Origin of the sequence: Bacillus sp. F56 (genome assembly GCF_001748205.1) — a bacterium.
GTDB classification, from domain to species: domain Bacteria; phylum Bacillota; class Bacilli; order Bacillales; family Bacillaceae; genus Bacillus; species Bacillus stercoris.
Window position 1 is genome coordinate 72,174 of record NZ_BDFC01000005.1, and the last position, 20,012, is coordinate 92,185.

The following is a 20,012-nucleotide window of genomic DNA, read 5'->3' on the forward strand; positions in this document are numbered from 1 at the left end:
ATTATGAGCCCTCCCAATTCTCTATTTCTTTTCTTATCTTGCTGATCATTCGGTTTGTCGCCTCTTCGCCTGCCGATATCATTTCTTCAATATTGGCAAACGAGCTTGAGCTGTATGTTTCAAGAGAAGGGCGAATCATGATATCTGCGGCAATCGTTTGATGCCGCACCAATTCATTTTGCAGGATATCCATACTTTGCATAATCACATCAAAAATATGCACTGCTGTTTCAGTTTTTCGAACCCTGGATACATCCGAAGCGATGATAATATCAGCTCCCATGTCTTTTACAACAGAAACCGGAATTCGATCGACGACCGCGCCGTCTACAAGAAGGCGTCCGTCCAGCCTCTGCGGAATAAAGATACCCGGTATGCTGATGCTGGCCCTCACTGCATCTGACACTGATCCTTTGCGGAACACAATCTTTTCTCCCGTCTGTAAATCACATGCAACAATGCCCAGCGGAATTTGGAGCTCTTCAATCGGTTTTCCGAATGTATAAGCATGCACAAGCTGTCTGACGCGGTCACCTTTTAGAAAACCGAGCTTCGGCACCGTATAATCAGCATAAAGCCTCCGTTTAAAGGCTTTGGCTACTTTTTTCATCGTTGCCACGTCATGGCCGGCGGCATAAAAACTGCCCACCAAAGCGCCCATGCTGCTTCCTGCAATCATATCCACATGAATTTGATGCTTATGTAAACTGGAAAGCACACCGAGATGAGCAAGCCCTCTGGCCCCTCCCGATCCTAACGCTAACCCGATTTTAGGTTTGGCCAAAGCGTTAACCTCCTGCCTGAATTCCCTGTATACCGAATTCTATGGTCTAAACTGAACCCCTATGCTCGTATATTAGTACAAAGAATCAAGAGGACAGGTACTGCTTGGCCGTTTCATGTCATACATTATTTTATCATGATATACATGTCATTGGGCATTTTTAGCATCGGGGAGGTAAGAATGAACTTGTCGAAGATCAATACACTTTTGATTGCCTCGTTTTTTCTTTTTTTAACAGCGACTGTCATCTCACATCCACAGGCCTCATTCGAAGCCTCTAAAACCGGGCTTTCTATGTGGTGGGAGGTTGTGTTTCCGTCATTGCTGCCATTTTTTATTCTGTCCGAACTCTTAATCGGCTTTGGCATTGTACGGTTTGTCGGTGTTTTGCTTGAGCCTTTTATGCGGCCGATCTTTCGCGTGCCGGGTGTCGGCGGCTTCGTTCTTGCTATGGGAATGGCATCAGGAAACCCAGCGGGAGCAAAACTCACTGCCCGTCTGCGGCAGGAAAAACAAATTTCAAGAGTAGAGGCAGAACGGCTTGCGTCGTTTACCAATTCTTCAAACCCGCTCTTTATTTTCGGCGCTGTTGCTGTCGGTTTCTTTCAAAATGCGTCACTAGGCATTTTATTGGCTTCTGCACACTATTTGGGGAATCTGGCTGTCGGTTTAACGATGCGTTCCTACGGCCGCAAGGAAGAGCAGCATCTCAGAAGAAAGAAAACGATACCCTTTCCATCGATCAAAGATGCGTTACACGCCCTTCATACCGCCAGACTTGCGGAAAAACGGCCTTTGGGCAAAATTTTAGGCGACGCCGTGACGTCTTCTGTTCAAACGCTTCTTATGGTAGGCGGCTTTATTATTTTATTTTCTGTCTTCAATCGGCTGTTGTCCGTGGTTCAGCTGACTGATATTTTGTCTGTTTTCACAAAAGGCGCGCTGACTTTGTTCCAGCTTCCGGCTCAATTGGACATTCCGCTTTTATCGGGGATGTTTGAAATCACGTTAGGCAGCAAGCTTGTCAGCGAGACAGATGTTTCTCTTCTGCAAAAAGCGATTATCGTCAGCTTTATTCTCGGGTTTAGCGGCTTTTCCGTACAAGCTCAAGTGGCAGGTATTTTATCGGAAACTGATATTAGATTTAAACCATTCTTTATCGCACGTTTGCTGCAGGGCGTTTATGCCGCTGTCTTCGTCATGCTTTTATGGAAACCGCTTTACACGGCGTGGCATGATCCTTATCAGTATGTGTTTAAATCTTTTAATAGCAGTGACATGCCGACTGCATTTATAAACGGCTGGAATCTGCTTGTGCAGATCGGACCTGCTGTCACACTATGCGCGCTGTTTACGTACATTATCATTTTTTCTTACAGACTGACAAACGGCACAAAAAAAGGATGAGTCAACCCCCTCATCCTTGTCTGTATTTTTGCTGAAGCGCAAGCTCTACTTCCGGCGGTACAAATTCTGATACCGAGCCGTTGTATCTCGCCACTTCTTTTACGATACTTGAACTTAAAAACGAATACTGATTGTTTGTCATCATGAAAAATGTCTCAATGGATTCATCAAGCACACGGTTTACTGACGTTCCCTGCATCTCGTATTCAAAATCTGATACAGCTCTCAAGCCTCTTAATATCGCTTTGGCATTTTTTCTTTTTGCATAATCAATTAACAGTCCTTGTGATGTTTCAACTGTTATGTTCGGAATGTCTTTTGTCACTTCTCTCAGAAGCTCACACCGTTCCTCTACACTGAACAAAGGCTTTTTTGAAGAATTATTCAGCACACATACATACACTTGTTCAAAAATATGCGCCCCGCGTTTGATGATGTCCAGATGCCCGTAGGTCACCGGATCAAAACTGCCGGGACAGACAGCTATACTCGCCACCTCACTACCCCCTCTTTTTATAAATCGCCACACCTGTAAGCCCATAGGTTTCTTTTCTTGTCATCACAAGATCTCCTACGGTTTCGGGAAGCTCGACCTCTCTGTCATGCTCAGCGACGATAAAGCCGTCTTCTTCCAGCATTTGATATTCGTCAATCAAAGTTAAAAGTGCTTTCAGCTTTTGTTCCTTATACGGCGGATCGAGAAAAATGCCGCGAAAGCCGGTTTCTCTCTTTGCAGCAGCGTGCAAAGCACGTTCCGCTTCATTGCGGTATACCTGTGCATGTTTTGTAAGCTCCAGCGTTTTCAAATTAGATTTTACCGTTTGAATGGCCTTAAAATCACGGTCAACGAATATACAATGCTCAAACCCGCGTGAAAGCGCTTCGATTCCAAGACCTCCGCTCCCTGCGAATAAGTCTAGTCCCCTGCCCCCATCAAAATAAGGGCCGATCATATTGAAAATGGATTCCTTCACTTTGTCGGTTGTCGGTCTTGTTGATGTTCCCGGCACAGCCTTTAGTGAACGGCCTTTTTTTGATCCAGAAATTACTCTCATGTTCCACACCACTTTTTCTAAAAGCTATTTTGTTTCTTTATTCGGCCGGACGCCGCTATGTACATAGAAAAAAATCAATCCTATCTTAACATAAAGCATTCTCCCAAACAATGAACGCTAATCTTGATAAACAGGTGTATAGGCAGCATGATCCTTGTCCATACTATAAGCAACAGCATCTAGAGGATGTTGTTGCCAACCGCGGAGAAGACTTACGTTTCCCCATAAGTTCTTCCTCCGGTTTCTCCTCTCCCTTTGCCTTCTCCTTAACATATTAAGGAATAGAAGGACCCCGCAGATGTCTGCGGGGGTTTTTTTTATTGCTATATTCCGATTTTATAATCGTATTCTTTTGCCTTATCAAGCTTTGACTCGAATTCCAATTTTAAAAACGGTTTATAAGAAGGCTCTACTTTTTTCACAAAAGAGTAAGACGCAATCTTGTCCATTGTTTTTTCAATTTGGTCCATATCACAGTACAGTACGACATATTTTAATCGTTTTGATACATAGTGCACATTCCCGAACTTTCTCAGCATTTTGCTTTGCTTTAGGGAGTGCAGATACACAACCATGCCCTGGCGCCTATTCTCCAATACAATCACCTGCCTGATTTCTTTTATATGTAAAAGACGAGACGGCCAGTCTCGTCAGGACACTTTACATCCGCAGCTTCCGCCTGAACCGCAGCCGCCTCCGCATGAAGACAAACCGTCAAAATAAGGGTTCCCAGTCGGAACTTTCACATGCTCCGAAACAGCTGTCCCAATCTCGACGCTGACCTCATCAAGAATGGACTGGAGTTCATTTTCAGCTCTCTTGAAGTCAGCCACCTTGTCGTTCAGGTCCAGCTCACGTTTGATCTCCCTCATTTTCCGGGATATTTCTCTATAGTCAGGATGATATTTGCCAAAACGCTGTACATCCTCATACTGCTCTTTTATTTTGATAAAAGAACGAATAATCCGCCCTGCCTCTTCATCTTCCTGGAGACGCTTGTAACAATTGCGGTAGTTCTCAGCCGTCTCCGACTGCAGAATCATCTCGGCAAGCTGCTGAGCTTCACTTTGAAGCCGCACGGATTCCATCGTCGCATACATAACATGCACCTCCAGTTGTTAGTTTACCATGAAACCAGCCAATTGGAAAATGCTTAACCACAGCCGAAAACAAACTCCGTATGGACGCACGAAAAAGACCCTTTCCCGGGCCTTTTAATCTTTTGTCCGCATCGCTTGGAACATTTGCATCATCATTTGCGCCATTTGAATCCCGTTTGTAAACTGATTCACCCGATGCGGAATGGTTTTTTCATAAAAATTCATCATCTCAAGCTGAAAGGTGGACAGATCATCCGGTTTTCTCGAAAGCCTGCGGTACCATATCGGCTGCTCTCTGATGAATCGTTTCCGTTCTTCGTTTGCGAAAATATATTCCTGCACCTCTTTGCGCATATGAGATCCCCTTTTTTAATCCTTTCGAAAAGAAAAAGGATGCTGTCCAGAGCCTGGCTGAGATTGCTTCTGGCTGTTCCCGGAAAATGTATTAAGAAGGCTTTGCAACGATGAGATTGACTGGCTCATTTTATTGATTTGTTCGTTCATTTGATTGACATCCATCTTTTTCACCGCAGTCACCATTTTCGTGACAAAATCATTTTTTTGCGGTGTTTCGGGCACAGCCTCTGCAGCTTCTTCCGGTTCCCGATACGGATCCCAAATCGGGTCGCCCTCCCCGAAGAGAACCCAATTTTCATATACGTCCTGCCAGCTTCTTTGTTCTTTTCGCACTTCTTTTATCAGCTTGGGATGCTTTTTGACGAATTGTTTAAAGTCATTGATTGAATGATTGGCATGTTGATTCGCCACAATCCTCACCCCCTCCGAAAATCGTTACCTACTACAATGTATCGTTTTGTCGGGCATTGTGTTCGCCTATATTCATTCACAAATGAATTTTTAGCGCTGTCCCTAAACACTGGTGAAAAGCCTTAAGAAGAAGGGCGAATCGGCTCCTCAGCAACAGCAAGAAAAGTAACATATGGAACCGTCTGTGTTTACACTTCTCTTAGCGCAAGACCAGCTTGTGTGAAATTAGAAAAAGCCCGGAACCATTCGTCCGCGGCTTTCATTACCATCGCTTAATAAAATTTTGGGTGTAATATTTTCGGTCTACTCCGACACCAAGATGCGTATAATCTGAATTCAGAAGCGCTTTTCGATGGCCTTCGCTATTCAGCCAGCCTTCTACAGCGGCCGGACCGTCCACATAATTGTATGCGATATTTTCTCCCGCTTGCTGAAAGTCAACATGCCCTTCTTCTAAGCGGTCTTTCAGTGAGCCGTATTTCTTAGAAACATGTGAGAAATAATTATTTTCCTTCATATCCTCGCTATGCCCAAAGGCGACTTCCGCCGTCGGCTGATCCCACTCAAGCTTCGCAAGTCCATGTTTGACGCGTATGACATTCGTCAAATCAAGTATTTGCTTTTCGCTCGTTGTTTGGATCTTTTTCCACTTCTCATCTGAAACGGTTTTAGGTTTGATTAATTCGCCGCGGTATACAACCTCATAAGGCCTTTGCTTTACAAAGGTCTGCGCATCAAACGCCCTGATGCTGGATAGCTTCCCTTCAAATTTGTCCATATACAGCTGGACATACATTTTTCCTACCTTTACAGTCGGTCTTGTATTGATATCCTCTTCAGAAAACTCAAACCGATAGGAATTTCCTTTATACTCTACATTCACAAATGGCGCCACCTGGGTCGTCTTGAACACATCTCCGGTTGATTCGCCAATTTTGAAAGGCTTGGCGTTAATATCATTCCCAGCAGCGAATAATGTGACCACTTTATTGTTTAATACCCCGATTTGGATATATTGGTCCTTACCTTGATTGTATACCCACCAATCGTAATCATAAGCTGAAGGGTCAATGCGTTCAGGTTCCCCAAGCTTTTTCGTTACTTCATCGGCGGACTTGCCCATGAAGGACAATAATCCTGAAGTCGGCATATGTATTCGTTTGCCGCTTTGTGCTTCCTCATTTGACACCTGAGGCTCGCTGTCATTTGATTTCTTTTCAGGAACAGATCCATATTGAATAAACAGAACATAAGTTCCGCAAATAATCAAGAGGATAACCATTGCTCTCAATATATTTTTCAATCTATCACCCCCATGGCGATTCACAATGTCTTGCCTTACAACCCATTACAATACAGCCTATTTAACATGTCAAAGATTTATGTGTTAATGAAAAAAGCCTTCTTCTCGATTATCACCTTCGGAAATATCCGATAAGGCGCTGCCGGCACGTTCATTTGTTTGCTCTGATAAAGAAAGATCACCAAGCGTGACAATTCCAGTCAGTTTTTTATTTTTTGTAACTGGTATCCTTCTGAGCTGATGCGATGCCATCAAATGAAGAACCTCATCAACTGAAGCATCTTCCTCCACACTGACAGGTTTTTCGGTCATTGCGTCAGTGATTTTTTGCGAGTTCGGTTTTTTGATGGCGATTCCTCTTAACACGAGATCACGGTCGGTCACGATGCCGACCAATGTTTCCCCATCCTCATCAACCACTGGAATCGCTCCTACATTCGCGTCCTTCATCTTTACTGCAGCTTCATATACATTATCTAATACCGTGCAATATTGCAAGTCGGCTGTCATCAGATCTTTTATTTTTGTCATCCGTTTAACCTCCTTTAGTCTAGTGCTATTGTCGTCAAAATTTAATTTTTGCATACTTTCAAAAGAAGAAGATTCATTGAAAGTTTAACGCTTTCATACTATGATTGTCAGGAAAGGTAATTTTTATAAGGAGGGGTCGGTGTTGAAGTTTACTGAAAGCGGACTTGAAGGGGTTAAGGCTGAACTCAGCTTGCTAGACGACTTAATGGAAAGCAAAGGTCTCATCAGAGCAGGCCAATGGGATTACGAGAGAGTCACCTATGACAAGAAGTTTTCGACGATTGAGGGCACGTTTTACCTGCGGATACAAGGAATTGCGGCAGAGGGTGATGTCGGAAGCGGACGCGCGGTGATTCAATTAATGTCCCCTCTCCTAGGCAAGCATTACTACCCGCACGGAGTAGAGTATGGAGAAACGGAAGAGTTTCCCGTACAGGTTGTGACAAAAAGCAAAGCACTGATTCAGGACATATCCGACATGTTAAAAACAGTTCAAATGTAACGAAAAGGTACAGCATATTCCGCTGTACCTTTTATGATATCGTCTGCTGAATATACGGCGGCTCCTCCTGCCCGTCCTTTTCCCTTTCTTTCTTCACCCATTGGAAAAAAATAATCGCCAAAAAAGTACCGTACACAATTTCCTGAATGATTTTCATCATGACGGCCCCGAGCTGCTGATCCTCTAACAAAGGCAGTGTATTCAACATCTCCGGTCCTGTTAATGGGACCTGCCCCATCATATCCGCAGGCACGCAAAGGCTCATTGCCTCGGCCCATGCAGACGGATCTGTATAGGTGGCGTATAACGGCGCACCGCTGAACATGATTAAGGCGCAAGCAGGTGTGAGCAGCATACCGTCCGCCATAATATACCCCAGCTTCATCAAGCCGTTGAGCTGACGTAGACGCCCCACCTTATGAACAAGCGGCCACCACATGAAGAATGCAAGCACAAAGATAAGCCAAGTGATGAATGTATGGTAAAACGAATCAGTTTTGACAGTATCAAATATAAGCGGTACATGATATAAAGAAAAAATGCCATTAAACAAAAGCAAAGCAATTAAGGGCTTCGTGAAAAAGGAAAAAACCGGTTTGATGGCAGGCCTGAAAATGATGTTCTCCCAGAGCCATGCAGGAATTCCAGCGATCAACAGCGGCGGTACAACCAAATACAGGACAGCCATCTGTACCATATGCGCGCTAAACATAATATGTCCGAGCAAATCAACAGGGCTTCCCTCGGCCGCATATAAAAACAGCATTGCCGACAGAAAACACACCATCTCTTTTCCAGTTATTCGATTCGGCTTTGAAAACATTCGCCTGTAAAAATAGAGATAAATCGCCGTAATGCCTAACAGGATACAAAAAAGATAAGGGCTCCACATGGCGCGAAACCCAAATATCTCCAACTGATTCATTTCTTCACCTCCGGCGGCTGTTCAAATTACCACCATATAATTGTGACAAACGCAAGCACAGTGATAAACGCGACAAACACCCCTGAATACAAAAACAATGCCGGCGCCTCATGCCCTTTTTGATTCATATGCATGAAATAATACAGCTGAAAGATGACTTGAATTGCAGCAAGCAAAATAATGAAAGGAATCGTAAACCAGCTTGCAACACCATCTGTTGCCACAGTCAGAAATGCAACAATCGTAAGACCGATCATTAAACCAAAAGACAAAACCTGATATTTCATCTCCTGGGCGTGCTTTTTTTTCTTAAATTCAAGGTCGCTGTTGATATGCCCTCTGCTTTTTTTACCGACCATGTTTATCCCACCATCCCCATTAAATATACAACGGTAAAGATGAAGACCCACACGACATCAATAAAGTGCCAATAAAGGCTGGCAACGTAAAACTTAGGCGCCGTATACAGGTTCAGCCCTCTCTTGGCATTGCGGATCATCAGCGTGCTGATCCACATCAGCCCAAACGCCACGTGGGCGCCGTGTGTACCGACAAGCGTGTAAAACGCAGAACCGAGCGCAGAGCTTGTGATGGTAAAGCCAAATTCATGGGTGTAGTGCTTAAACTCATAGATTTCCAGTCCTAAAAAGCCCGCCCCCAATAAAACCGTAATTCCCAGCCAAAGCTGCATCTTGCCGAAGGAAAAGTTCTTCATGTGGTACATCGCGTACACACTCGTTAAACTGCTCGTTAATAACAGCATTGTCGCAATGAATACAAGTGTTACGTCGAACATTTCGGTTGTAGGCGGATCACTGGCGTTTGAATTCCGAAGCGCCAGAAACGTGGCGAAGAGAGACGCAAACAGAACAGTCTCTCCGCCAAGAAAAAGCCAAAAGCCTAGAAATTTATTTTTCCCTTCCAGTGTTACTTTTTCAGGAGAAGCTGGAAAGGTTTCTGCGGTGAATTTTTCTTGAATTTGCATTATGCCTTCACCCCTTTATCATCGTTCGGCAGTTCCTCTTTATGAATATGATAGCCGTGATCATCAATGACTGAGCGGAGCAGCATCGTAATAAAGGTGATGCCGAGTCCGATAAAGATCACTGGCAAGCCCCAAGCGTAATCGCTTCTGTACAGCAGCCCGAACGCTGCGACAAAAAGGCCGAAGGAAATGATGAGCGGCAGGATTGAGCCGTTTGGCATATGAATATCATCAACCGGTTCCGCCGGTGTCATTGATTTGTGACCTGCCTGCTTCTCGATCCAAAGCGGATCAAGTCCTCTGACAAAAGGAAGCTGTTTAAAGTTATACTCCGGCGGCGGCGAAGAAACGGCCCATTCAAGCGTACGTCCGTCATGCCATGGATCATCGCCTACATACTCGCCTTTTACCGATGTCCAAATGACATTGACCAGCAGAAGAATAACAGCTGCCGCCATAAAAAACGCCCCGATTGTACTGATCAAGTTGCCGGTTTCAAGACCCTGGCCTGGCAAAAACGTATAAACCCGGCGCGGCATCCCCATTAAACCGACAAAATGCTGAATGAAAAACGTGAGGTGAAAACCGATAAAAAACAGTACAAATGAAATTTTCCCCATCGTCTCATGCAGAATTTTACCGAACATTTTCGGCCACCAGAAATGAACACCGGCTAATAGGCCGAATACCACGCCGCCAATGATGACGTAGTGGAAGTGCGCCACCACAAAATACGTATCATGGAACTGATAATCAGCAGCGGCCGCTGCCAGCATGACTCCCGTCACACCGCCAAGCACAAAAGATGGAATAAATGAGACAGCATACAGCATTGCGGTTGTATACTTCACATTTCCTCCCCAAATCGTCAACAGCCAGTTAAAAATCTTAATCCCGGTCGGAATCGCGATAGCCATTGTGGCAACCGCAAAAATTGCATTTGCAATCGGGCCGAGACCAGTCGTGAACATGTGGTGCACCCAAACCATAAAGCCCAGAAAGCCGATGAGCACGATTGCAAAAACCATTGAAGAATAGCCAAACAAACGCTTTCTGGCGAACACAGGGATGACCTCGGAAAAAATACCGAATGCAGGCAAAATTAGGATATAAACCTCCGGATGGCCGAAAATCCAAAATAAATGCTCCCAAATGACCGTATTCCCTCCAAGCTCGGGATTAAAGAAATTGGTTCCGAACAGCCGATCCAGCATCATAAGAGCCAATCCGACCGTAAGCGGCGGAAAGGCAAACAAGATCAATGCCGAGGCCACGAATGTCGTCCATGTAAACAAAGGCAGCCTCATGTACGTCATGCCCGGAGCCCTCATATTGATAATCGTGGCCAAAAAGTTAATCCCGGCTATCAGCGTCCCGAGCCCCGATATTTGGAGTCCGAGGACGAAAAAGTCTATGCCGTGCCCTTTTGAATGAAGCGAAAGAGAGGCATATGACGTCCAGCCCGCATCTGGCGCTCCGCCCAAAAACCAGCTTAGATTTAAGAAAATGCCTCCGAAAAAGAAGAGCCAAAAACCAAGCGCATTTAAAAATGGAAACGAAACGTCCCGAGCCCCGATCTGCAATGGCACAACCGCATTCATCAAGGCAAATAAAAGCGGCATCGCAGCCAGAAAGATCATCGTCGTTCCGTGCATAGTCATTACTTCATTGTACGCTTGAGCACTGAGAAACGCATTTTCCGGCTTTGCAAGCTGAATTCTGATAAACATCGCTTCAATTCCCCCGACAAGAAAGAAGAATCCTCCTGCCGCTAAATAAAGAATCGCGATTTTTTTATGGTCCACCGTCGTCAAATAATCCCAAAGCATAGATCCGCGCGTCCGCTTTTCTGTAAGCGCATTCAACATATGTGACCTCCCCCAATATCTCCCTTTCTTCCCTACTTGCTTTCCGCTTTTAAGCCTTTTAAGTATTCATAAAGCGCATCTGTTTCGTTGTCTGAGAGCTTTGGATATGTTCCTGTCATTTTGTTCCCCGGCTTTATGCTGTCAGGGTCCTTCAGCCAGGCCTTCACATTTTCTTTGTTGGCCTCTTTCACCCCTGCCACTTTTGTCCTCTCACCGAAGGTCGCCAAGTTTGGTGCCGTTCTAGCGGCTTCTGCACGCTTATCATTCGGCTCTACCGCATGGCAGCTCAGGCAGTTTTTCTCTTTAAACAGTTCTTCACCCTGCTTAGCCAAATCACTCTCTACTGTAGATTTATAGTTTTTCATTTCTTTTGTCCAGCCCTGAAATTCCTTTGCAGACATTGTCTTCACTTTAAAATCCATCAGCGCATGTGAAGGGCCGCAAAGCTCTGCACACTTTCCAAAAAACATATCTCCTGCCTCTTTGCTTCGTTTCGAATCAAATGTCAGGAAGAACTTATTTTCATTATCCGTATTCGTATCGAGTTTTCCTCCAACTGAAGGAATCCAGAAGGAATGTTTCACATCAGAAGCTTTTAAATTAAAATATACACGCTGGTCTGTCGGCACAATCAGCTCCTGGCTTGTGATAATGCCGTAATCGGGGTATTCAAACTCCCACCAGTATAAATTTGCCCGGACATTGACTACAAGAGCATCCTCAGCTTTGCGGCCTTTCTTATCCATTGGTGATGTGTCTGCTAGCTCCAGCGTATATAATACAACAGGAATCACAAGAATAATGAGCAGCAAAATCGGGATCACGGTCCATGTGATTTCTAAAAATTTATTCCCCTCTACCTGTTTCGGTATCGTGTTCTCACCAACCCGTGATCTTCTGAATCTCACAATCACATAAAAGAAGATAACAGATACTACTGCAACAACAACCACCATAATCAATGTGCTGAGCACTGTCAGGTCATACTGTTTATCAGCCACCTCGCCAGCAGGCTTGAGCGTGGATAAAAAAGGTTTTCCACATCCGCTTAATAGAAGCGGCACTAAGGCTAATAATAAAATAAGACGCCAATGCTTTACCATTTCACCCAACCCCTTTTCTGGTCAATACAAAGGCGGAAAGCAGATCGAAAACCATCGCCTCCAGCCTATCACCAATAAAGCACTTACATTTCCTCTTCTCTTAAATTATGAGTTTTTTTACTCAAAATGCCATCTATGTATAAAAGTAAAGCCGCCTGATTAAACAAGAGGTCAAGGCGGCATTTACTAGTTGTCATCGTTTATTTTGAAGCGATAAAACAAGCAGCATATCTATTTTTTAGAAAAGAGTTAAGACAACCATGGCAACGAAATAGATAGTCATGTAGTTAAGTGAGTATACGAACATCTGCGTTGCCCACTTCATAATATTCTTGGAGCGGAATCCCATTAAGCCAAGAATCAGCCAGCCGATATTTAACAGCAAACCGAGGATGACAATTGGAAGCCCTAGGCTACCAAGGAAAAACGGAAGCGGCATCAGGCACGCAACCCACACAATAATTTGTCTTTTTGTCACTTCAAATCCGTATACGACAGGAAGCATCGGAATATTTGCAGCTCTGTAATCCTCAGTTTTCTTAATAGCCAATGCTAAGAAGTGAGGAATCTGCCAAATAAATAAAATCATGAATAACACCCATGCTACGACACCGATATTCCCTTCCACTGCCGTCCACCCGATAAGCGGCGGCACTGCACCTGAAACGCTTCCCACTACAGTGTTAATCGTATAGCGGCGTTTCGTCCACATTGTGTACAATACAACATACGTAAAGACTCCGATAAAACCGATGACAGCAGCCATGACAGTTGTCATCAGCAGCATAATCAATCCTAAAGCAACCAGCAAAATTCCTGACCATAACGCCTGACTCGGCTGAATTTTACCCGTAACCGTAGGTCTTACTTTCGTGCGCTCCATAAGATGGTCAATATCCCGGTCATACCAGTTATTGATTGCGCAAGAACCCGCAATAATCAGAGATGAACCGATTAGTGTAAGAAGAACGGTGTTTATATTGCCTAAAAAACTTAAACCGGAAATATGTAGTGCAAGCCACATTCCAGTGAAAGTCGTGATGAGGTTAGAATTGACGATCCCTATTTTTATAAGGGACAGAAAATCTTTCCATGCCGTTGTTTCTTCAATTTGTCCGTCTATAGCTGTATCATTTAAGATTCTGGAGTTAGCCATAACGTAAACCTCCCTTACAAACCTAACGCAGGAGAATAAAAAAACCTGCAACTCTATCATACAAGATAACATCTTGTAAAAAAACATCCTATTAAATATTAAACGACAAACAGGAATTTATTTGTGAACTTTTTATGAATTTTACCAAAGATGCAGGCAACCGCCAAATTGGCATTGTGTTTACCTTATTTCTATCAGACCCGGCACGAATAATCAAGTGTACATTTTCCAGAAGCCGTCATTCTATTATATTTTTGTGAACAAAAGCCTCTGGGAATTGCCACAAAACACATATTCGCTTACACTTGGAACGTATATAAAATTGCAGCAGTATGTTGAGAAGGTGAATATTGTATGAATAAAGCATTAAAAGCTCTCGGTGTCTTGACGACATTTGTCATGCTTATTGTTTTAATCGGGGGTGCTCTCGTTACAAAAACAGGTTCCGGCCAAGGATGTGGCAGACAGTGGCCGCTGTGTCACGGCCGTTTTTTCCCTGAACTGAATCCGGCCTCAATTATTGAATGGAGCCACAGATTTGCAAGCGGGATCTCTATTATCCTTGTGTTAAGCCTTGCGTTTTGGTCATGGAGAAAAATCACGCCGATTTTCCGTGAAACAACGTTTCTCGCGATCATGTCTATTATCTTTTTATTTCTACAGGCATTGCTTGGCGCATTGGCTGTCGTTTTCGGTTCGAACGCGCTGATAATGGCGCTTCACTTCGGCATCTCATTAATTTCTTTTGCTTCAGTGCTTATTTTGACATTACTCATATTTGAAGCTGATAAATCAGTCAGAAAACTGGTTAAGCCGCTTCAAATCGGCAAAAAGATGCAATTTCACATGATAGGAATTTTAATATATTCCTATATCGTTGTGTATACAGGCGCATATGTAAGACACACCGAATCAAGTCTGGCATGTCCTGATGTGCCGCTGTGCAGCCCGCTGAACAATGGACTTCCGACCCAATTCCATGAATGGGTGCAAATGGGCCACAGAGCAGCAGCCTTACTATTATTTGTATGGATTATTGTTGCCGCTGTTCATGCTATCACTTCCTATAAAGATCAAAAACAGATTTTTTGGGGATGGATCTCGTGTCTTATGTTCATCACATTACAAGCACTGTCAGGTATTATGATCGTATACACTGAACTGGCACTGGGCTTTGCACTTGCCCACTCGTTCTTTATTGCCTGTCTGTTTGGCGTTTTATGCTACTTCTTATTATTGATTGCTCGCTTCCGTTACGAATCCAGACAGTCATAAAGACTCTAGACCAAAGCCTTAAGCGGCTTTGGTCTTTTTTTATGTCTTGTTTTGGCGCTTTATTGTTTCAATGGCCAGCCTTTGTATTAGTATCACTTCATGAAAATAAACCCTTTTGACCATGGATAATCAGATAGAGCCTAGAGTAATAAAGTATCTAAAAGATCGCCGGTATAAAAGCCTGTTTGATTTTGAAAAGGAATTGGCTTGTGACAGCACTACTGTATAATCTTTGAAGGCCGCTTACATCTCTTCTAAACAGTTTCACTCCGCATTTTCCATAAAAAACAAGAGTGTATATCAAATGATATACACTCTTTGTTTTTTATGCTTTTTCAATTTCGAGGAGCAGATCTCCCGTTTGAATCGGCTCGCCATTTTTCACATGAACCTGCTTGACTGTTCCTGAGAAAGGGGCTTGAACCGTTGTTTCCATTTTCATCGCTTCATTAATCATCAAATGATCACCTTTATTGACTTTTGTACCTGCTTCAGTCAATACCTTAATAACGGTTCCAGGCATGGAAGCTGCGATATGGCTCGGATTTGTCCGGTCTGCTTTCAGCCTTTCCTGAACGGAAGACTTAATGCTTTCATCTTTAATGACTACTTCACGCGGCTGCCCGTTCAGTTCGAAATAAACGACGCGAGTGGCGTCAGGCTGAGGCTCACCGATTGAAATCAGCTTAACGATCAGCGTTTTGCCGCGCTCAATTTCAACTTCTATCTCTTCACCTAATGTCATGCCGTAGAAGAATGTCGGTGTATCTAATACCGAGATGTCTCCGTAGCTTTCTGTCGTTTTCACATAATCAGTGAAAACTTTAGGATAAAGGGCATACGCCACAGCGTCCTGATCTGAAATTTCCAAGTTATGCTGCTCTTTAAATTCCTGTTTGATCGCTTCAAATGATACCGGCTCAAGCAGTTCGCCCGGTCTGACCGTAATCGGCTCCTGCCCTTTTAAGATCAGCTTTTGCAGTTTTTCCGGGAATCCGCCATGAGGCTGCCCGATATTCCCTTTGAAAAGCTCCACAACAGAATCAGGGAAATCTAATGATTCGCCTTTTTCGTAAATGTCTTTTTCAGTCAGGTTGTTTTGCACCATATAGAGTGCCATATCTCCGACTACTTTTGAAGAAGGCGTTACCTTGACGATGTCACCGAACATATCGTTCACGCGTCTGTACATTTCCTTGACTTCATTCCAGCGGTCGCCAAGGCCTACTCCCTTGGCCTGCTGCTGCAGGTTGCTGTATTGGCCCCCTGGCATCTCGTGCTCATAAATTTCAGTATGCGGAGACTTCATTCCGCTTTCAAATTCACTATAATATTTACGCACTGACTCCCAATATTGGGACAGCAATTCAACGTTTTGGACATTCATTTCCGGACGGCGGTTGTTGCCTTCCATCGCATGATAAAATCCGCTCGCGCTAGGCTGTGACGTTAATCCCGCCATTGAGCTGACCGCCACATCTATGATATCAACACCGGCTTCCACAGCTTTTGCATACATATAAATACCGTTTCCGCTCGTATCATGTGTATGAAGGTGAACCGGAATGTCGATCTTTTCTTTCAACGTTGAAACGAGTTCATATGCAGCCTGCGGTTTTAACAGCCCTGCCATATCTTTAATCCCGAGAATATGGGCACCGGCCGCCTCAAGCTCCTTCGCCATCGATGTATAATAAGCAAGATCGTACTTCGTCCGGTTCTTGTCAAGGATATCTCCCGTATAACAAATCGCCGCTTCTGCCACTTTGCCGGTATCCCGAACGGCATCAATGGCTAACGTCATTCCTTTTACCCAGTTTAAGCTGTCGAAAATACGGAACACATCAATGCCCGATTGAGCTGATTGCTTCACAAATTGTTTAATCACATTGTCCGGATAATTCGTATAGCCGACCGCATTTGATGAGCGAAGCAGCATCTGAAATAAGGTATTCGGCACTTCTTCACGAAGGTCTTCCAAACGTTTCCACGGATCCTCTTTTAGGAATCGGTAGGCTACATCGAAGGTCGCGCCTCCCCACATTTCCATACTGAACAGTTCAGGCCATAATGCAGCCGTTGGATTTGCGATTTTTTTCAAATCATGCGATCTGATTCTAGTTGCCAATAACGATTGGTGGGCATCCCTGAATGTTGTATCAGTTAAAAGGACAGATTTCTGCTCCTTAACCCAATTTGCAAGCCCTTCTGCACCTTTTTCATCGAGAATTTGCTTTGTTCCTCTGGCGGGCTGCTGATCAGCGTCTATCTTTACGGTTAACGGCTTGTCAAACGCCGGTTTTTCTTTTTTCCCGATTCCAGGGAAGCCGTTCACTGTCACATTGCCGATGTAAGTGAGCATCTTCGTTCCGCGGTCTTTTTGTTTAGGGAAAATAAATAATTCAGGCGTTGTATCAATGAAAGACGTATCATATTGCCCTGTCAGGAACTTCTCATGTTTTGCAACGTTCTCAAGGAACGGAATGTTCGTTTTTATGCCTCTGATTCTAAACTCCTGAAGGTTTCGTACCATTTTGGCAGCCGCCTGTTCAAACGTTAAAGCCCAAGTTGAAAGCTTAACGAGCAGTGAATCATAGTATGGTGTGATCACGGCGCCTTGGAAGCTGTTTCCGGTATCAAGACGGACACCAAAACCGCCGCCTGAACGGTAAGCCATAATTTTTCCTGTATCAGGCATGAAATCATTTTGCGGATCCTCAGTCGTAACCCGTGACTGAATGGCATAGCCGATTGTAAAAATGTCCTTTTGCTCAGGAATATTTACTTTTTTGCTGTGAAGACTGTGCCCTTGGGCAACAAGGATCTGTGTTTGAACAATATCGACACCCGTAATCATTTCTGTTATCGTGTGTTCAACTTGCACGCGAGGATTTACTTCAATAAAGTAGAACTCGTTGTTTGCAACAAGGAATTCGACCGTCCCCGCATTTATATAGTTTACATTTTTCGCAAGCGCAACAGCCGCCTCACAAATTTGATCCCTTAATTCAGGTGACAGCGACACACTTGGCGCCACTTCAATGACCTTTTGGTGGCGTCGTTGAACGGAACAATCCCTTTCAAAAAGATGGACGACATTGCCCTGCTTGTCTCCAATCACCTGAACTTCAATATGTTTCGGATTTTCAATTAATTTTTCTACATAAACTTCATCATTGCCAAAGGCTGCTTTCGCCTCTGATTTTGCACGTTCATATGCTTCTTTGACTTCACTTTCAGCTCTGACAATCCGCATACCGCGGCCGCCGCCGCCAAGCGAAGCTTTAATGATAATCGGATAACCGTTAGCTTGTCCAAATTGTTCAACAGCTTCAAGCGTTTCTGCAGGACCGTCGCTTCCGGGAATCACGGGGATTCCGGCTTTTTCTGCCTGCTCACGCGCTTTTACCTTGTCACCAAACATATCGAGATGCTCGGATTTTGGACCAATGAATACGATGCCTTCTTCTTCACATCGTCTCGCAAAATGAATATTTTCAGATAAGAAACCGTATCCCGGATGAATTGCATCGACTTTGTTTCTTTTCGCAATATCAATGATCCCTTCAATATCCAGGTAAGCATCAATCGGTTTTTTCCCTTCACCGACCAAGTATGCTTCATCCGCTTTGTACCGATGGTAGGAACCGGAATCTTCTTTTGAATAGACCGCAACTGTACGAATATTCAACTCGGTACACGCCCGGAATATTCGGATTGCAATTTCTCCCCTGTTTGCTACTAATACTTTTTGTATCGATTGCTGAGACAAACTTTTTTCCCCCTTACCCGAATGGAATATAATCTATCATAGCGGAATATCCTTCCCCTGTACACACTTGTTTTTTACTGATAAACAGTTTTTTTAAGCTGTTTCTTTTTCAGTCCCTTCGTCGCCAAGGGTTCTCTCTTTTTCTTATTCTCTGAATATTTTACAAACATGCTGATATTCGCTAATATCCCCATACTCCCCAGCAGCAGCACCAAAGAAGAGCCCCCGTAACTGATAAATGGCAGGGTAACCCCTGTAATCGGAATTAATCCGCTGACACCGCCAAGGTTAATAAACGACTGGATGGCAATCATGCTTGAAATGCCGATCGCTAGAAGACTTCCAAACGGGTCCTCGCATTTTCTGGCAATATAAAAACCTTTTATGACGACAAAACCCAATAAGAAAATCACAAACAATACCCCAAAAATGCCGAGCTCTTCAGCAATGACAGCCATAATAAAGTCAGTGTGTGATTCAGGCAGATATCCGTATTTTTGGATACTTTCACCGAGCCCCAGACCGAAAATGCCGCCTGAGCCGATCGCATAATAAGAATTGATCACTTGCAAACCTGATGAATTTGCATACTTAAATGGGTCTTCAAGACTCTCAAAACGCGCTAAACGGCCTTCAGTTAAAATTTTATCCTGATTCAAATAGATAATCGGGCTGACTAAAATCAAAACAATTCCGCCCAGTATGACAAGCCTCATCAGTGTCTTTCCGCTGAAGCCGGAGCACAAGATCATGCACGTCGCAATTAACCCGATAATCATGGCTGTACCGAAATCAGGCTGCATGGCAATTAACCCGCAAATCACAAGCGTCATGACTACCGGAGGGGCTACTCCCGTTAACAGATGGTCGATATAACTTTGTTTTTTTGCATATACGGCTGCAAGATATAAAATCACGACCAGTTTCACAAATTCCCCCGGCTGGATACTCATTCCGCCGATTTTAAACCAGCTCTGCGCGTTTCCGGCAACATGCCCGAAAACAAACAGTGAGATAAGCGCAAGAACAGATACAAGCAGTATCCCCTTCTGAAACTTTTGATGGGCCAGTGCCTTGTAAGGAAACAACGCCATGAGAATAAATAGAGCGCCACCCGCAATTAAAGCAAACAGCTGCCGCATGAAGAAAAAATTACTGCTTACTCCATACCGGGAGACAGCCGTAATCATGCTTGAGCTGTATACCATCACTAAACCGAATCCGCACAGTAAAACAATTGCGAATATCAGTGAGTAATCATAAGATTTTAGCATTTTTTTTAACATAACATCCTCTTCCCTGCTTCTAACTTCCATTAACTATGGTTTTTATGTATTTATCTTTTTTATTTTACTACAATTTATCAAACGAGACGAAGAATCTCTATACGATTCGGAAGGAATGTGTAAAAAAAGACCGTCTTTAAGAGAGAAAAATAGCGGTTATAAAAAAACCCAAACTGTTAATAAGTTTGAGTT

At 43.9% G+C, this 20,012-nt stretch carries 20 protein-coding genes; 3 read left to right on the forward strand and 17 right to left on the reverse strand.

Going from position 1 to position 20,012, the window contains the following annotated elements:
- Position 1: 1 nt before the first annotated feature.
- Positions 2-784, reverse strand: coding sequence for a patatin family protein (locus BFW96_RS04865; RefSeq protein ID WP_069149551.1), 783 nt, complete (start codon positions 782-784; stop codon positions 2-4).
- A 180-nt stretch (positions 785-964) separates the two neighbouring features.
- Between BFW96_RS04865 and spoVV the strand changes: the two genes are divergently transcribed.
- Positions 965-2,191 carry a dipicolinic acid transporter SpoVV gene (gene spoVV, locus BFW96_RS04870; protein WP_069838809.1) on the forward strand — a complete coding sequence of 409 codons (1,227 nt, stop codon included), beginning with the start codon at positions 965-967 and terminating at the stop codon, positions 2,189-2,191.
- A 10-nt stretch (positions 2,192-2,201) separates the two neighbouring features.
- On the opposite strand, the gene coaD is transcribed toward spoVV, so the two are convergent.
- The 8 genes from coaD to BFW96_RS04910 form a co-directional block, all read right to left on the reverse strand.
- Positions 2,202-2,687, reverse strand: coding sequence for a pantetheine-phosphate adenylyltransferase (coaD, locus tag BFW96_RS04875; protein ID WP_014663869.1), 486 nt, complete (start codon positions 2,685-2,687; stop codon positions 2,202-2,204).
- A 4-nt stretch (positions 2,688-2,691) separates the two neighbouring features.
- Positions 2,692-3,246, reverse strand: a complete 555-nt coding sequence (gene rsmD, locus BFW96_RS04880) for a 16S rRNA (guanine(966)-N(2))-methyltransferase RsmD (protein ID WP_069838810.1) — start codon at positions 3,244-3,246, stop codon at positions 2,692-2,694.
- 323 nt (positions 3,247-3,569) lie between these two features.
- Positions 3,570-3,842, reverse strand: coding sequence for a YlbG family protein (locus BFW96_RS04885; protein ID WP_009967171.1), 273 nt, complete (start codon positions 3,840-3,842; stop codon positions 3,570-3,572).
- Between the two features lie 54 nt (positions 3,843-3,896).
- Entirely contained in the window at positions 3,897-4,346 is a 450-nt protein-coding gene (gene ricF, locus BFW96_RS04890; RefSeq protein WP_003221370.1) for a regulatory iron-sulfur-containing complex subunit RicF, read from the reverse strand.
- A 114-nt stretch (positions 4,347-4,460) separates the two neighbouring features.
- Positions 4,461-4,700 (reverse strand): YlbE-like family protein, encoded by a 240-nt coding sequence (locus BFW96_RS04895; protein WP_014663867.1) that lies wholly within the window; start codon positions 4,698-4,700, stop codon positions 4,461-4,463.
- A 15-nt stretch (positions 4,701-4,715) separates the two neighbouring features.
- The gene (gene ylbD / locus BFW96_RS04900) at positions 4,716-5,114 is read right to left on the reverse strand and encodes a YlbD family protein (protein WP_069838811.1); all 399 of its coding nucleotides are present in this window, start codon (positions 5,112-5,114) and stop codon (positions 4,716-4,718) included.
- 262 nt (positions 5,115-5,376) lie between these two features.
- A complete protein-coding gene (locus tag BFW96_RS04905; RefSeq protein WP_069149550.1) occupies positions 5,377-6,417 on the reverse strand; it encodes a CAP domain-containing protein in 1,041 nt (346 codons plus the stop codon).
- An 84-nt stretch (positions 6,418-6,501) separates the two neighbouring features.
- Complete coding sequence (locus BFW96_RS04910; protein WP_003221362.1) at positions 6,502-6,948, reverse strand: CBS domain-containing protein; 447 nt, start codon at positions 6,946-6,948, stop codon at positions 6,502-6,504.
- A 139-nt stretch (positions 6,949-7,087) separates the two neighbouring features.
- Between BFW96_RS04910 and BFW96_RS04915 the strand changes: the two genes are divergently transcribed.
- Positions 7,088-7,450, forward strand: coding sequence for a YugN family protein (locus BFW96_RS04915; protein ID WP_014663864.1), 363 nt, complete (start codon positions 7,088-7,090; stop codon positions 7,448-7,450).
- A 31-nt stretch (positions 7,451-7,481) separates the two neighbouring features.
- Here BFW96_RS04915 and ctaG read toward each other — a convergent pair whose 3' ends face one another.
- The 6 genes from ctaG to cyoE all read right to left on the reverse strand — a co-directional run bounded on the left by ctaG (position 7,482) and on the right by cyoE (position 13,487).
- Positions 7,482-8,375, reverse strand: coding sequence for a cytochrome c oxidase assembly factor CtaG (ctaG, locus tag BFW96_RS04920; RefSeq protein ID WP_069838812.1), 894 nt, complete (start codon positions 8,373-8,375; stop codon positions 7,482-7,484).
- A gap of 26 nt (positions 8,376-8,401) precedes the next feature.
- Positions 8,402-8,734 (reverse strand): cytochrome c oxidase subunit IVB, encoded by a 333-nt coding sequence (gene ctaF, locus BFW96_RS04925; protein ID WP_014663862.1) that lies wholly within the window; start codon positions 8,732-8,734, stop codon positions 8,402-8,404.
- A gap of 2 nt (positions 8,735-8,736) precedes the next feature.
- Complete coding sequence (gene ctaE, locus BFW96_RS04930; RefSeq protein WP_014663861.1) at positions 8,737-9,360, reverse strand: cytochrome c oxidase subunit III; 624 nt, start codon at positions 9,358-9,360, stop codon at positions 8,737-8,739.
- Positions 9,360-11,228 (reverse strand): cytochrome c oxidase subunit I, encoded by a 1,869-nt coding sequence (ctaD, locus tag BFW96_RS04935; protein WP_014663860.1) that lies wholly within the window; start codon positions 11,226-11,228, stop codon positions 9,360-9,362. The genes ctaE and ctaD overlap by 1 nt, the downstream gene beginning before the upstream one ends.
- 32 nt (positions 11,229-11,260) lie before the next feature.
- Positions 11,261-12,331 (reverse strand): cytochrome c oxidase subunit II, encoded by a 1,071-nt coding sequence (coxB, locus tag BFW96_RS04940; protein ID WP_069838813.1) that lies wholly within the window; start codon positions 12,329-12,331, stop codon positions 11,261-11,263.
- A 238-nt stretch (positions 12,332-12,569) separates the two neighbouring features.
- Positions 12,570-13,487 carry a heme o synthase gene (cyoE, locus tag BFW96_RS04945; protein ID WP_003232250.1) on the reverse strand — a complete coding sequence of 306 codons (918 nt, stop codon included), beginning with the start codon at positions 13,485-13,487 and terminating at the stop codon, positions 12,570-12,572.
- Positions 13,488-13,841: 354 nt separating this feature from the next.
- On the opposite strand from cyoE, the gene ctaA reads away from it, so the two are divergent.
- Positions 13,842-14,762: a heme A synthase CtaA gene (gene ctaA, locus BFW96_RS04950; protein WP_069838814.1), complete on the forward strand. Its 921-nt coding sequence runs from the start codon at positions 13,842-13,844 to the stop codon at positions 14,760-14,762.
- Between the two features lie 325 nt (positions 14,763-15,087).
- On the opposite strand, the gene pyc is transcribed toward ctaA, so the two are convergent.
- Together pyc and ftsW are read right to left on the reverse strand one after the other, a co-directional pair.
- A complete protein-coding gene (gene pyc, locus BFW96_RS04955; RefSeq protein ID WP_069838815.1) occupies positions 15,088-18,534 on the reverse strand; it encodes a pyruvate carboxylase in 3,447 nt (1,148 codons plus the stop codon).
- 74 nt (positions 18,535-18,608) lie between these two features.
- Positions 18,609-19,820 (reverse strand): cell division protein FtsW, encoded by a 1,212-nt coding sequence (gene ftsW / locus BFW96_RS04960; protein ID WP_014663854.1) that lies wholly within the window; start codon positions 19,818-19,820, stop codon positions 18,609-18,611.
- Positions 19,821-20,012: the final 192 nt, after the last annotated feature.